The 13,842-nt window shown below is 48.5% G+C and carries 9 protein-coding genes and 5 rRNA genes; 3 read left to right on the top strand and 11 right to left on the bottom strand.

Annotated features, from left to right (window positions below; translation table 11 throughout):
* Positions 1 to 8: 8 nt before the first annotated feature.
* The 6 genes from holB to GZ22_RS11095 form a co-directional block, all read right to left on the bottom strand.
* Entirely contained in the window at positions 9 to 995 is a 987-nt protein-coding gene (gene holB / locus GZ22_RS11070; protein WP_038562498.1) for a DNA polymerase III subunit delta', read from the bottom strand.
* Positions 996 to 1,019: 24 nt separating this feature from the next.
* On the bottom strand, positions 1,020 to 1,457 hold the full coding sequence (locus GZ22_RS11075; RefSeq protein WP_038562501.1) for a YaaR family protein: 438 nt from the start codon (positions 1,455 to 1,457) through the stop codon (positions 1,020 to 1,022).
* 18 nt (positions 1,458 to 1,475) lie between these two features.
* Complete coding sequence (locus GZ22_RS11080) at positions 1,476 to 1,805, bottom strand: cyclic-di-AMP receptor (RefSeq protein ID WP_038562504.1); 330 nt, start codon at positions 1,803 to 1,805, stop codon at positions 1,476 to 1,478.
* 27 nt (positions 1,806 to 1,832) lie between these two features.
* Positions 1,833 to 2,477, bottom strand: coding sequence for a dTMP kinase (tmk, locus tag GZ22_RS11085; RefSeq protein ID WP_038562507.1), 645 nt, complete (start codon positions 2,475 to 2,477; stop codon positions 1,833 to 1,835).
* The gene (locus GZ22_RS11090) at positions 2,474 to 3,895 is read right to left on the bottom strand and encodes an aminotransferase class I/II-fold pyridoxal phosphate-dependent enzyme (RefSeq protein ID WP_038562509.1); all 1,422 of its coding nucleotides are present in this window, start codon (positions 3,893 to 3,895) and stop codon (positions 2,474 to 2,476) included. Before GZ22_RS11090 ends, tmk begins: the two co-directional genes overlap by 4 nt.
* A 71-nt stretch (positions 3,896 to 3,966) precedes the next feature.
* The gene (locus GZ22_RS11095; RefSeq protein ID WP_038562512.1) at positions 3,967 to 4,149 is read right to left on the bottom strand and encodes a sigma factor G inhibitor Gin; all 183 of its coding nucleotides are present in this window, start codon (positions 4,147 to 4,149) and stop codon (positions 3,967 to 3,969) included.
* A gap of 309 nt (positions 4,150 to 4,458) precedes the next feature.
* Between GZ22_RS11095 and GZ22_RS11100 the strand changes: the two genes are divergently transcribed.
* From GZ22_RS11100 to GZ22_RS11105, 3 genes are read left to right on the top strand one after another with little or no spacing between them, the layout of a single operon-like run.
* The gene (locus GZ22_RS11100; protein WP_038562515.1) at positions 4,459 to 5,022 is read left to right on the top strand and encodes a sigma-70 family RNA polymerase sigma factor; all 564 of its coding nucleotides are present in this window, start codon (positions 4,459 to 4,461) and stop codon (positions 5,020 to 5,022) included.
* Entirely contained in the window at positions 5,019 to 5,171 is a 153-nt protein-coding gene (locus GZ22_RS18260; protein ID WP_084160723.1) for a YvrJ family protein, read from the top strand. The genes GZ22_RS11100 and GZ22_RS18260 overlap by 4 nt, the downstream gene beginning before the upstream one ends.
* 2 nt (positions 5,172 to 5,173) lie before the next feature.
* Positions 5,174 to 5,413 carry a helix-turn-helix domain-containing protein gene (locus tag GZ22_RS11105; protein WP_038562518.1) on the top strand — a complete coding sequence of 80 codons (240 nt, stop codon included), beginning with the start codon at positions 5,174 to 5,176 and terminating at the stop codon, positions 5,411 to 5,413.
* A gap of 38 nt (positions 5,414 to 5,451) precedes the next feature.
* Here GZ22_RS11105 and rrf (GZ22_RS11110) read toward each other — a convergent pair.
* From rrf (GZ22_RS11110) to GZ22_RS11130, 5 genes are all read right to left on the bottom strand, one after another.
* A 5S ribosomal RNA gene (gene rrf, locus GZ22_RS11110) occupies positions 5,452 to 5,564 on the bottom strand.
* A gap of 113 nt (positions 5,565 to 5,677) precedes the next feature.
* Positions 5,678 to 8,604 (bottom strand): 23S ribosomal RNA (locus tag GZ22_RS11115).
* Between the two features lie 178 nt (positions 8,605 to 8,782).
* A 16S ribosomal RNA gene (locus tag GZ22_RS11120) occupies positions 8,783 to 10,345 on the bottom strand.
* A gap of 293 nt (positions 10,346 to 10,638) precedes the next feature.
* Positions 10,639 to 10,751: ribosomal RNA gene (gene rrf / locus GZ22_RS11125) — 5S ribosomal RNA — on the bottom strand.
* 113 nt (positions 10,752 to 10,864) lie between these two features.
* A 23S ribosomal RNA gene (locus GZ22_RS11130) occupies positions 10,865 to 13,790 on the bottom strand.
* Together the 16S, 23S and 5S rRNA genes form the textbook arrangement of a ribosomal RNA operon.
* Positions 13,791 to 13,842: the final 52 nt, after the last annotated feature.

The following is a 13,842-nucleotide window of genomic DNA, read 5'->3' on the forward strand; positions in this document are numbered from 1 at the left end:
CTACCCATTCACCTCTGCATCTGAAGTGTTAATTTTTCCATAACAAGTGCAGGATGGACATTCTGGTCTAATTGGCGTTTCGCTTCCATAACGGACTGCAAGCTATCAGTAGCCCGCTGCCTCGTCCAATGGCGAAGGCTGTTTTCAAGCCTGTCTTTCTCCTGTATATAGATAATGGAATCCGGCCTGTCAGCATAAAGATAGATAATGTCTTTAAACCACAATAATAGCAGATGTAACGCCAGCTGCTGCAGCTCGCGATCCTTCATCACAGGCATCCATTGACTATGGATAAACAAAAGCGCTTCGTTAGGCCTGGTTTCCAGCACTTCTACTAATTGTACCACTAGTTTTCGCGCTTTAGCAAACCACTCTTGACCGGAAATCTCCATTGCTTCCTCATAATTCTGCGTCAGCTGGGACAAAAGTCGGGCAGAAGATTGCGGCAAACCTTCCGAAATCAGCAATTCCTCGAACTGTCCTTCATGCAAAGGCTGCAGTGCGAGTATCTGACATCTGGATTGAATTGTCTGAAGCAATGCCTGACTATTTTCCGTCAAAAGAATCGCTGTTGTATGAGCACCAGGTTCCTCGAGAAACTTGAGCAGGCGATTGGATGCATTGGCTGTCATTTTATCTGCGTCTTCCATTACGTATACTTTGCGATCGGATTCCATACCGGTATAGGAAAATTCCTTTTGAAGCTGGAGAATCTGATCGTTTTTTATAGAGGCACCATCTGGTATGATCCAATGGAGATCCGGATGGTTGCCAGAATCGATGCGGCGGCAATCCTTACATGCATTACAAGGCTCTGCGTCCTTGAGGTTTTTACAAAAGATACTCTTGGCAAATAAGCGGCTTAACGCTGATTTGCCAGTTCCACGCGATCCTTGGAATATGTAGGCATGAGAAATACGGTCGCGTTTCAGGCTGTTGACGAGCATCTTACTGACAACAGGCTGTTTTATAGACATTTCAGCCCAATTTAACATAACGTTCTTCCTTTATCAGTTACTTCACGTATAAAGATTGAAAAGGAGCCCTTTGATCTCACCGATGAGACCGAGGACACCGATTTGCTGCTTCTCCTGATCCATCAGGATTTCCGTCAGCTCCATCAGCTTCTCATCGATCAAGCGCACCGTCGTGAGCTTCCTGGATCCATGCTGGTTCCAGGAATGCTCATGATGCAGCTCCATCCCGTTGTCCTTTACATCTTCCATGAACTTCTTAATCTTACGTTTATACAAAGCAAGTTCCCGGAATGAACGCGTACGCGCCAGCCGTTCCCCTTGCTTGGTAATATCCGTGATCAGCTGCTGCAGTTCCTGTCCCTGCAGTTTCCTGCTTTGGGACTGCACCAGATCCTGAAACCTTTTCGGCTCAGCTGGTGCCTGTGTCGTATTCTTACGTGCAGCATCGAGCTGTGCACGTAAATCCGGACCGATTTTCAACGGTATTGTCTCCTTTGTTTAGAACTTTATAAAGGAATCGACAGGAAGTACGAAAACAGTAGCTCCGCCAACCTCTACTTTAACAGGGTTCGGGATATAGGAATCCGCATTGCCACCCATTGGAGATATCGGCGCCACCATCTGATTGCGCTGACTGCAGTTGTCCTTGATAATATCAAGCACATCATCGACTTGATCATCCTCACAACCAACCATAAGCGTCGTATTCCCTGCTTTCAGGAAACCACCAGTAGTGGATAGCTTAGTCGTCTTGAAATTCTGATCTCCGAGTGCATCTGTCAATCTGTTGCTGTCTTTATCCTGAATAATTGCTAATACTAGTTTCATCTTATTTCCTCCTCCATATCTTTACCATCACTTTTCTTTATCTTGCAAAAAAGCCATGATCGCTTGCGCAGCATTTTCAGCTACTTCAGCAAGCGGTTTGGAAGCATCAAGTGTCACATAGCGGTCCTTGTATTGTTCCCGAAGGATCTGGTACCCTTCATAGACACTTTCATGGAAGGATAGTGCCTCCAAGTCCAACCGATTCTGTTCTCTACCTTTATTCTCCGAAATTCGTGCTAATCCTGCTTCTGGGGATATATCAAAAAATAATGTCAAATCCGGCATGGTAGTTTCAACAGCAAATCGATTGATCTCCATCACTTCCTCCATCCCAAGACCACGTGTATGACCCTGATAAGCCAAACTGCTGTCCACAAAACGATCGCATAGTACGATCATTCCCTTTTTCAGCGCTGGCCACACCTTTTCCACCAGATGCTGTCTTCTGGCAGCTGCATAAAGCAGTGCTTCTGTACGGCCATCCATGCTCGTATTAGCTGGGTCCAGAATAACTGAACGGATTGCCTCCGCTATCTCGATCCCGCCCGGCTCACGTGTGGCAAGCACTTGATAGCCTTGTTCTTCTAAACGAGCTGTCAATAGCGGTACTGCGGACGTCTTGCCCGCACCTTCTCCGCCCTCCAGCGTAATAAACAATCCTGTCAAAATCATTCTCCTTCGTTTATGCCTCTATACGTAAGCATCCCTTCTTCAATATGTTCATTTTGAAAAGAGATGCTGCTATTCTTCCACAATTGTATCATTTCCACATGCTGTTTTGTAACGATTTCTCCTTTTGCCAGTACTGGTATTCCTGGCGGATAAGGAATAATTGATTCTGCTGCGATACAGCCGACAGCTCCGTCCCAATTTATAAAGACAGACTGCTGCTCTTCCATCTCAGCATAGCTTACTGCAAGCTCCTGTATCGGCTCAGAGAAGAGATGTACTGCTTGGACAGGGCTGATAGAAGCTGGTGCTTTCATATCTTTCATAGCTGTTCTGACACGATCCAAATCGTCATCTGATAGTGCTTCTAATCCATGAACAAGCAAGATATGCCGGTCTGTTATTAATTCCGGATAGATACCGGATGACTCCAGCATATTGGCAAGCTGTCTTGGCTGATAATCCGGCTTTACACGCAATACAATTTTCAGCCAATCACCATCCTGGCTCTCCACTTCCCATAGATTCGACGCAGAAAGCAGTTTTCGAAAAGCATTAACAGCGGTATGAAGCGTATCCATTTCCTTCGCTGTACGAGTAGCCAGATACTTCCTGGCTGTATCCAGTGAAGCAAGCAGCAAATAAGAAGGACTGCTGGACTGTAGCATTCGCAAGTAACGATCAACGGAAGAGATGGAGATAAATTCACTATTCAGATGAAGATAGGAACTCATCGTGAATGCAGGCGCCATTTTATGAGCGGACTGAACGACAACATCTGCTCCAGCCTCTAATGCGCTTAGAGGAAGGGTCTTGCTAGTCTTTAAATGCACTCCATGGGCCTCATCTACTAAAACAGGTATTCTGCTCGCATGAGCCTTCTTAACGATTTCTTTCAAATCGAATACTGTGCCGAAATAGTCCGGATACGTCAATATGAGTGCTTTTGCCTCCGGATACCTTCTAATTGCTACCTCTATTGTTTCCTGAGCAGGGTGTGTATATCTCTCTTTCTCTTCATCATAGACAGGGGCCAAAAAGACAGGCTTTGCTCCAGCGAGCTCCAATCCGTTCAGTATCGATTTATGACAGTTACGCTGTACGAGAACTATTTCATTTCTTTTGATGGTTCCGAGAATCATCGCTACATTTCCGACTGTACTTCCACTGACTAAGAACCGTGAATGCTTTGCACCAAAAAAAGAGGCTGCTAATTCCTGCGCTTCTGCTATAACCCCTTCAGGAGCATGCAGATCATCCAGCCCCGTTAGCTCCGTCTGATCGAGTAATGCAGCGGTTCGAAAGAGTGAATCCTTTTCAAATAGCATGCCATGTTTATGTCCTGGCACATGGAACGATATTGGATCTTGTTTAGCGAACTGTACCAACCTGTCATATAGTGGCGTATCTAACTGATTCATTATATTCTTCCTTTGAGCTTTTTTACTTATTATACGCACACATACAAAAAGAAAAAAGCCTGGCTTAGGCTTTAGTGAAATGTCATTTGATTTAAGTTACGAAGTTTCTTCACAAAATAGTGATATTGTACTTCCTTCGGTTCTGTTTGGACAATTTTCTGTTCACATTCTCTGCAGATAAATAAACGATAAAGATGTATGCCTTCTTGTTTCTCCTGGTCACAAATACCACATAAGCATTTTTTGCTCAACATTCTCCACCTCCGTTAGGTTAGTTTCTCCTAAACTAACGAACTTCATACCTGCTAATCTTGTAATCTAAGTTTATGTTCAACAGGCAGAGATGTTGTTTGTACGCTTTGTACGTATTGACGTTGTCATACGAGGTACTGATTCCCTTTTATAAACTATAGGGGAATAGGAAACTTGCTTATGAAAACTGCAACAGGCAGAGCAAATGGACAAGCAGGTTGGGACTATGCGAAAAAGTCTTTTCAAAAAGGCTCATTTTTTTTACACTAATATAGAACATATGTTCGTTTTTGGTTGAAAGGGGGAACATAATGATGTGCAGCAAGGAAAAACCCGAACAAGGAAAATTTCATCCAAATGCAGCCTTAATGCAAGGATTCCTGAAAGAAGAACAGCACCGCATCGTTTACGAACAAGCAGAACGTTATCCTTCGAAGGAAAACCTAAAAAAGCTTAATTCTGCTTTTCAGCAATTTTATACAGAAATACAATTAACCAATTATCTTACGATGACACTGAGTTATTATGCGAGAAATTACAGCAAACAAGCAACGATACTTCAAGGGAGAGAATTAGCTGTCCTTGATCAGCCAGCAAGCGAAGAACAAGAAACCAGCAAAAAAGAGATGCTTGTAGCCAAGGAAGATCAGACAGTGTACAACTGGGAACAGGCCATTCATGACCCTCTTCTTCTAACTGCTATTCAAGACTTGCCTAATAAACAGAAACAATATTTAGAGCTTCATTTCATCCATCAGCTAACTCATACTGAAATTGCTGAAAAACTGGACATCTCCCAGCAAGCTGTTTCAAAGTCAATTCAATCTGCACTTAGGAAACTCCGTTCAGTCTTTCCGAAAGGAGACGCGCCATGACAACAGAAACCATTATTTCTATGATTGGTAACCTTGGCTTTCCTATAGTAGTCTCATTTTATTTGCTCATACGTCTTGAGCAGAACATTAAGCGCCTGGAGCAAACACTGCAGGCGCTAATAGAACAAATTCAAAAAGGAGGAAATTAATAATGAACACATTACTTGAACTTACAATTAAAGCAAAAGCTGAAGATAAAGCTGCACTGGAAACTATGCTTATCCGATTTCAGCCAAAGATTCGGAAACTGAGCAGTTCTGCACCATATGCATGGAAAGAAGACATGGAGCAGGAGCTTTATATTCAGCTAATCAAAGCCATTCATCGATTTGAAATTCAAGAGGTGGAGCCTCAGTGGAAATTCTCTCATCAACTTCATTCCGCAATATAAAAAATCCCTGATCCAATAAGGATCAGGGATTTCATCTTGCCTGGCAACGTCCTACTCTCGCAGGGCGAACCCAACTACCATCGGCGCTGAAGAGCTTAACTACTGTGTTCGGCATGGGAACAGGTGTGACCTCTTCGCTATTACCACCAGACAATTCAAGAATTCAATTTGAATGAACCCTCAAAACTAGATAAGAAACATGTCTTGCCAGACATCTCATGCGGCCAAGCACCGGAGTGCTTGGACTTTGGCGTTGACTTAAGTTTAGTTAAGTCCTCGATCGATTAGTATTCGTCAGCTGCACGTGTCACCACGCTTCCACCTCGAACCTATCTACCTCATCGTCTCTGAGGGATCTTACTCATTTAAAATGATGAGAAGTCTCATCTTGAGGGGGGCTTCATGCTTAGATGCTTTCAGCACTTATCCCTTCCGCACGTAGCTACCCAGCTATGCTCCTGGCGGAACAACTGGTGCACCAGCGGTGCGTCCATCCCGGTCCTCTCGTACTAAGGACAGCTCCTCTCAAACTTCTAACGCCCACGACGGATAGGGACCGAACTGTCTCACGACGTTCTGAACCCAGCTCGCGTACCGCTTTAATGGGCGAACAGCCCAACCCTTGGGACCGACTACAGCCCCAGGATGCGATGAGCCGACATCGAGGTGCCAAACCTCCCCGTCGATGTGGACTCTTGGGGGAGATAAGCCTGTTATCCCCGGGGTAGCTTTTATCCGTTGAGCGACGGCCCTTCCATACGGCACCGCCGGATCACTAAGCCCGACTTTCGTCCCTGCTCGACTTGTAGGGTCTCGCAGTCAAGCTCCCTTCTGCCTTTGCACGCTACGAATGATTTCCAACCATTCTGAGGGAACCTTTGGGCGCCTCCGTTACTCTTTGGGAGGCGACCGCCCCAGTCAAACTGCCCACCTGACACTGTCTCCGAACCGGATAACGGTTCTGGGTTAGAATGTCAATACAGCCAGGGTGGTATCCCACGGATGCCTCCACCGAAGCTAGCGCTCCGGCTTCTAAGGCTCCCACCTATCCTGTACAAGCTGTACCAACATTCCATATCAGGCTACAGTAAAGCTCCACGGGGTCTTTCCGTCCTGTCGCGGGTAATGCGCATCTTCACGCATAGTATAATTTCACCGGGTCTCTCGTTGAGACAGTGCCCAAGTCGTTGCACCTTTCGTGCGGGTCGGAACTTACCCGACAAGGAATTTCGCTACCTTAGGACCGTTATAGTTACGGCCGCCGTTTACTGGGGCTTCGGTTCACAGCTTCGGGACGAAGTCCCTAACCATTCCCCTTAACCTTCCAGCACCGGGCAGGTGTCAGCCCCTATACTTCGCCTTACGGCTTTGCAGAGACCTGTGTTTTTGCTAAACAGTCGCTTGGGCCTTTTCACTGCGGCTTCTCCTTAAAAGAAGCACCCCTTCTCCCGAAGTTACGGGGTCATTTTGCCGAGTTCCTTAACGAGAGTTCTCCCGATCATCTTCGGTTACTCACCGTGCCTACCTGTGTCGGTTTGCGGTACGGGCACCTATTTCCTCACTAGAGGCTTTTCTTGGCAGTGTGAAATCAGGAACTTCGGTACTAAATTTCCCTCCCCATAACCGCCTGGAATTAGTGTTGAGTGGATTTGCCTGCTCAACTTCCTCACGGCTTGGACGCGCATAACCAGCAGCGCGCTTTCCTTATCCTCCTGCGTCCCCCCATCGTTCAAGCGGATTTAGGTGGTACAGGAATATCAACCTGTTGTCCATCGCCTACGCCTTTCGGCCTCGGCTTAGGCCCCGACTAACCCTGAGCGGACGAGCCTTCCTCAGGAAACCTTGGGCTTTCGATGAAAGAGATTCTCACTCTTTTTTCGCTACTCATACCGGCATTCTCACTTCTAAGCGCTCCAGCCGTCCTCACGATCGACCTTCACTGCCCTTAGAACGCTCTCCTACCACTGACATCGTAGATGTCAATCCGCAGCTTCGGTGGTGTGTTTAGCCCCGGTATATTTTCGGCGCAGCGTCACTCGACCAGTGAGCTATTACGCACTCTTTCAATGATGGCTGCTTCTAAGCCAACATCCTGGTTGTCTAAGCAACGCCACATCCTTTTCCACTTAACACACACTTTGGGACCTTAGCTGGCGGTCTGGGCTGTTTCCCTTTCGACCATGAACCTTATCACCCATGGTCTGACTCCCAAAGTAGATTGATTGGCATTCGGAGTTTGACTGAATTCGGTAACCCGATGAGGGCCCCTAGTCCAATCAGTGCTCTACCTCCAACCATCATCCTTTGAGGCTAGCCCTAAAGCTATTTCGGAGAGAACCAGCTATCTCCGTGTTCGATTGGCATTTCACCCCTACCCACACCTCATCCCCGCACTTTTCAACGTGCGTGGGTTCGGGCCTCCAGTCAGTGTTACCTGACCTTCACCCTGGACATGGGTAGATCACACGGTTTCGGGTCTACGACCACCTACTATATCGCCCTATTCAGACTCGCTTTCGCTGCGGCTCCGTCTATACAACTTAACCTTGCAGGGGATCGTAACTCGCCGGTCCATTCTACAAAAGGTACGCCGTCACCCATTAACGGGCTTCGACTACTTGTAGGCACACGGTTTCAGGATCTATTTCACTCCCCTTCCGGGGTGCTTTTCACCTTTCCCTCACGGTACTGGTTCACTATCGGTCACTAGGGAGTATTTAGCCTTGGGAGATGGTCCTCCCGGATTCCGACGGAATTTCACGTGTTCCGCCGTACTCAGGATACACTCCGGAGGAAACCACATTTCAAGTACAGGGCTCTTACCTTCTATGGCGGGCCATTCCAAGCCGCTTCGTCTATATGGTTTCTTTGTAACTCCAAAGGAGTGTCCTACAACCCCAGAAGGCAAGCCTTCTGGTTTGGGCTAATTCCGTTTCGCTCGCCGCTACTCAGGAAATCGCATTTGCTTTCTCTTCCTCCGGGTAATGAGATGTTTCAGTTCCCCGGGTCTGCCTCGTATTACCTATGTATTCAGTAATACGTACTATCCAATAACGGATAGCGGGTTCCCCCATTCGGAAATCTTCGGATCAAAGCTTACTTACAGCTCCCCGAAGCATATCGGTGTTAGTCCCGTCCTTCATCGGCTCCTAGTGCCAAGGCATCCACCGTGCGCCCTTCTTCACTTAACTAATAACGCATGATAAATCTATAAATCGCGACAATAATTGTCGGCTTTAAAGTTTGATGTTTTGGCATTGTTGTTTCTTATCTAGTTTTCAAGGTTCACAAGAGAGATTGATCTCTCAAAACTGAACAAACAACCAATCACGATGTCTACTACGAAGTAGTAGTTCCAATTATCCTTAGAAAGGAGGTGATCCAGCCGCACCTTCCGATACGGCTACCTTGTTACGACTTCACCCCAATCATTGATCCCACCTTCGGCGGCTGGCTCCTAAAAGGTTACCTCACCGACTTCGGGTGTTACCAACTCTCGTGGTGTGACGGGCGGTGTGTACAAGGCCCGGGAACGTATTCACCGCGGCATGCTGATCCGCGATTACTAGCGATTCCGGCTTCATGCAGGCGAGTTGCAGCCTGCAATCCGAACTGAGAATGGTTTTATGGGATTTGCTTAGCCTCGCGACTTTGCTGCCCTTTGTACCATCCATTGTAGCACGTGTGTAGCCCAGGTCATAAGGGGCATGATGATTTGACGTCATCCCCACCTTCCTCCGGTTTGTCACCGGCAGTCACTCTAGAGTGCCCAACTTAATGCTGGCAACTAGAATCAAGGGTTGCGCTCGTTGCGGGACTTAACCCAACATCTCACGACACGAGCTGACGACAACCATGCACCACCTGTCACGCTGTCCCCGAAGGGAACGTCTTGTCTCCAAGATTGTCAGCGGATGTCAAGACCTGGTAAGGTTCTTCGCGTTGCTTCGAATTAAACCACATGCTCCACCGCTTGTGCGGGCCCCCGTCAATTCTTTTGAGTTTCAGCCTTGCGGCCGTACTCCCCAGGCGGAGTGCTTAATGCGTTAACTTCAGCACTAAGGGGCGGAAACCCCCTAACACCTAGCACTCATCGTTTACGGCGTGGACTACCAGGGTATCTAATCCTGTTTGCTCCCCACGCTTTCGCTCCTCAGCGTCAGTTACAGACCAGAGAGTCGCCTTCGCCACTGGTGTTCCTCCACATATCTACGCATTTCACCGCTACACGTGGAATTCCACTCTCCTCTTCTGCACTCAAGTTCCCCAGTTTCCAATGACCCTCCACAGTTGAGCTGTGGGCTTTCACATCAGACTTAAGAAACCGCCTACGAGCCCTTTACGCCCAATAATTCCGGACAACGCTTGCCCCCTACGTATTACCGCGGCTGCTGGCACGTAGTTAGCCGGGGCTTTCTGGTTAGGTACCGTCAAGGTACGAGCAGTTACTCTCGTACTTGTTCTTCCCTAACAACAGAGCTTTACGACCCGAAGGCCTTCATCGCTCACGCGGCGTTGCTCCGTCAGACTTTCGTCCATTGCGGAAGATTCCCTACTGCTGCCTCCCGTAGGAGTCTGGGCCGTGTCTCAGTCCCAGTGTGGCCGATCACCCTCTCAGGTCGGCTATGCATCGTCGCCTTGGTGGGCCATTACCCCACCAACTAGCTAATGCACCGCGGGCCCATCTGTAAGTGACAGCCGAAACCGTCTTTCCATTTCCAATCAGGAGAAAGGAAATACTATCCGGTATTAGCTCCGGTTTCCCGAAGTTATCCCAGTCTTACAGGCAGGTTGCCCACGTGTTACTCACCCGTCCGCCGCTCATTCCGCCAAAATCACCCCGAAGGGGTCATCTGGTTTCCTGCGCTCGACTTGCATGTATTAGGCACGCCGCCAGCGTTCGTCCTGAGCCAAGATCAAACTCTCCATGAAAGTTTTGATGCTTTTGCTCGTTAGAGCTGACGTTGATCTTACGATCTTGTCGTTTAATTCGTAATTGGTTGTTTTGTTCAGTTTTCAAAGATCAATTTCGTTCTGCCGCTCATTTGGCGACTAGAACATCATATCATGTTTTAACTTTCGTTGTCAACATGTTTTTTTATTGCTGTCTGCTCCGTTCCGAAGCGACTCCAATAATATACCACGTATTAGAGTACAATGCAACACTTTATTATAAAAAAAGAAATAAAAATCCCTGATCTAATAAGGATCAGGGATTTCATCTTGCCTGGCAACGTCCTACTCTCGCAGGGCGAACCCAACTACCATCGGCGCTGAAGAGCTTAACTACTGTGTTCGGCATGGGAACAGGTGTGACCTCTTCGCTATTACCACCAGACAATTCAAGAATTCAATTTGAATGAACCCTCAAAACTAGATAAGAAACATGTCTTGCCAGACATCTCATGCGGCCAAGCACCGGAGTGCTTGGACTTTGGCGTTGACTTAAGTTTAGTTAAGTCCTCGATCGATTAGTATTCGTCAGCTGCACGTGTCACCACGCTTCCACCTCGAACCTATCTACCTCATCGTCTCTGAGGGATCTTACTCATTTAAAATGATGAGAAGTCTCATCTTGAGGGGGGCTTCATGCTTAGATGCTTTCAGCACTTATCCCTTCCGCACGTAGCTACCCAGCTATGCTCCTGGCGGAACAACTGGTGCACCAGCGGTGCGTCCATCCCGGTCCTCTCGTACTAAGGACAGCTCCTCTCAAACTTCTAACGCCCACGACGGATAGGGACCGAACTGTCTCACGACGTTCTGAACCCAGCTCGCGTACCGCTTTAATGGGCGAACAGCCCAACCCTTGGGACCGACTACAGCCCCAGGATGCGATGAGCCGACATCGAGGTGCCAAACCTCCCCGTCGATGTGGACTCTTGGGGGAGATAAGCCTGTTATCCCCGGGGTAGCTTTTATCCGTTGAGCGACGGCCCTTCCATACGGCACCGCCGGATCACTAAGCCCGACTTTCGTCCCTGCTCGACTTGTAGGTCTCGCAGTCAAGCTCCCTTCTGCCTTTGCACGCTACGAATGATTTCCAACCATTCTGAGGGAACCTTTGGGCGCCTCCGTTACTCTTTGGGAGGCGACCGCCCCAGTCAAACTGCCCACCTGACACTGTCTCCGAACCGGATAACGGTTCTGGGTTAGAATGTCAATACAGCCAGGGTGGTATCCCACGGATGCCTCCACCGAAGCTAGCGCTCCGGCTTCTAAGGCTCCCACCTATCCTGTACAAGCTGTACCAACATTCCATATCAGGCTACAGTAAAGCTCCACGGGGTCTTTCCGTCCTGTCGCGGGTAATGCGCATCTTCACGCATAGTATAATTTCACCGGGTCTCTCGTTGAGACAGTGCCCAAGTCGTTGCACCTTTCGTGCGGGTCGGAACTTACCCGACAAGGAATTTCGCTACCTTAGGACCGTTATAGTTACGGCCGCCGTTTACTGGGGCTTCGGTTCACAGCTTCGGGACGAAGTCCCTAACCATTCCCCTTAACCTTCCAGCACCGGGCAGGTGTCAGCCCCTATACTTCGCCTTACGGCTTTGCAGAGACCTGTGTTTTTGCTAAACAGTCGCTTGGGCCTTTTCACTGCGGCTTCTCCTTAAAAGAAGCACCCCTTCTCCCGAAGTTACGGGGTCATTTTGCCGAGTTCCTTAACGAGAGTTCTCCCGATCATCTTCGGTTACTCACCGTGCCTACCTGTGTCGGTTTGCGGTACGGGCACCTATTTCCTCACTAGAGGCTTTTCTTGGCAGTGTGAAATCAGGAACTTCGGTACTAAATTTCCCTCCCCATAACCGCCTGGAATTAGTGTTGAGTGGATTTGCCTGCTCAACTTCCTCACGGCTTGGACGCGCATAACCAGCAGCGCGCTTTCCTTATCCTCCTGCGTCCCCCCATCGTTCAAGCGGATTTAGGTGGTACAGGAATATCAACCTGTTGTCCATCGCCTACGCCTTTCGGCCTCGGCTTAGGCCCCGACTAACCCTGAGCGGACGAGCCTTCCTCAGGAAACCTTGGGCTTTCGATGAAAGAGATTCTCACTCTTTTTTCGCTACTCATACCGGCATTCTCACTTCTAAGCGCTCCAGCCGTCCTCACGATCGACCTTCACTGCCCTTAGAACGCTCTCCTACCACTGACATCGTAGATGTCAATCCGCAGCTTCGGTGGTGTGTTTAGCCCCGGTATATTTTCGGCGCAGCGTCACTCGACCAGTGAGCTATTACGCACTCTTTCAATGATGGCTGCTTCTAAGCCAACATCCTGGTTGTCTAAGCAACGCCACATCCTTTTCCACTTAACACACACTTTGGGACCTTAGCTGGCGGTCTGGGCTGTTTCCCTTTCGACCATGAACCTTATCACCCATGGTCTGACTCCCAAAGTAGATTGATTGGCATTCGGAGTTTGACTGAATTCGGTAACCCGATGAGGGCCCCTAGTCCAATCAGTGCTCTACCTCCAACCATCATCCTTTGAGGCTAGCCCTAAAGCTATTTCGGAGAGAACCAGCTATCTCCGTGTTCGATTGGCATTTCACCCCTACCCACACCTCATCCCCGCACTTTTCAACGTGCGTGGGTTCGGGCCTCCAGTCAGTGTTACCTGACCTTCACCCTGGACATGGGTAGATCACACGGTTTCGGGTCTACGACCACCTACTATATCGCCCTATTCAGACTCGCTTTCGCTGCGGCTCCGTCTATACAACTTAACCTTGCAGGGGATCGTAACTCGCCGGTCCATTCTACAAAAGGTACGCCGTCACCCATTAACGGGCTTCGACTACTTGTAGGCACACGGTTTCAGGATCTATTTCACTCCCCTTCCGGGGTGCTTTTCACCTTTCCCTCACGGTACTGGTTCACTATCGGTCACTAGGGAGTATTTAGCCTTGGGAGATGGTCCTCCCGGATTCCGACGGAATTTCACGTGTTCCGCCGTACTCAGGATACACTCCGGAGGAAACCACATTTCAAGTACAGGGCTCTTACCTTCTATGGCGGGCCATTCCAAGCCGCTTCGTCTATATGGTTTCTTTGTAACTCCAAAGGAGTGTCCTACAACCCCAGAAGGCAAGCCTTCTGGTTTGGGCTAATTCCGTTTCGCTCGCCGCTACTCAGGAAATCGCATTTGCTTTCTCTTCCTCCGGGTAATGAGATGTTTCAGTTCCCCGGGTCTGCCTCGTATTACCTATGTATTCAGTAATACGTACTATCCAATAACGGATAGCGGGTTCCCCCATTCGGAAATCTTCGGATCAAAGCTTACTTACAGCTCCCCGAAGCATATCGGTGTTAGTCCCGTCCTTCATCGGCTCCTAGTGCCAAGGCATCCACCGTGCGCCCTTCTTCACTTAACTAATAACGCATGATAAATCTATAAATCGCGACAATAATTGTCGGCTTTAAAGT

It is taken from the genome of Terribacillus saccharophilus, assembly GCF_000725365.1.
Classification (GTDB): Bacteria; Bacillota; Bacilli; order Bacillales; family Amphibacillaceae; genus Terribacillus; species Terribacillus saccharophilus.

Bases quoted from the DNA above. Each gene is read 5' to 3' on its own strand.
- GZ22_RS11105 (WP_038562518.1), top strand. From the start codon at position 5,174: ATGAACACATTACTTGAACTTACAATTAAAGCAAAAGCTGAAGATAAA.
- holB (WP_038562498.1), bottom strand. From the start codon at position 995: ATGTTAAATTGGGCTGAAATGTCTATAAAACAGCCTGTTGTCAGTAAG.
- GZ22_RS18260 (WP_084160723.1), top strand. From the start codon at position 5,019: ATGACAACAGAAACCATTATTTCTATGATTGGTAACCTTGGCTTTCCT.
- GZ22_RS11080 (WP_038562504.1), bottom strand. From the start codon at position 1,805: ATGAAACTAGTATTAGCAATTATTCAGGATAAAGACAGCAACAGATTG.
- GZ22_RS11095 (WP_038562512.1), bottom strand. From the start codon at position 4,149: ATGTTGAGCAAAAAATGCTTATGTGGTATTTGTGACCAGGAGAAACAA.
- GZ22_RS11090 (WP_038562509.1), bottom strand. From the start codon at position 3,895: ATGAATCAGTTAGATACGCCACTATATGACAGGTTGGTACAGTTCGCT.
- GZ22_RS11100 (WP_038562515.1), top strand. From the start codon at position 4,459: ATGATGTGCAGCAAGGAAAAACCCGAACAAGGAAAATTTCATCCAAAT.
- tmk (WP_038562507.1), bottom strand. From the start codon at position 2,477: ATGATTTTGACAGGATTGTTTATTACGCTGGAGGGCGGAGAAGGTGCG.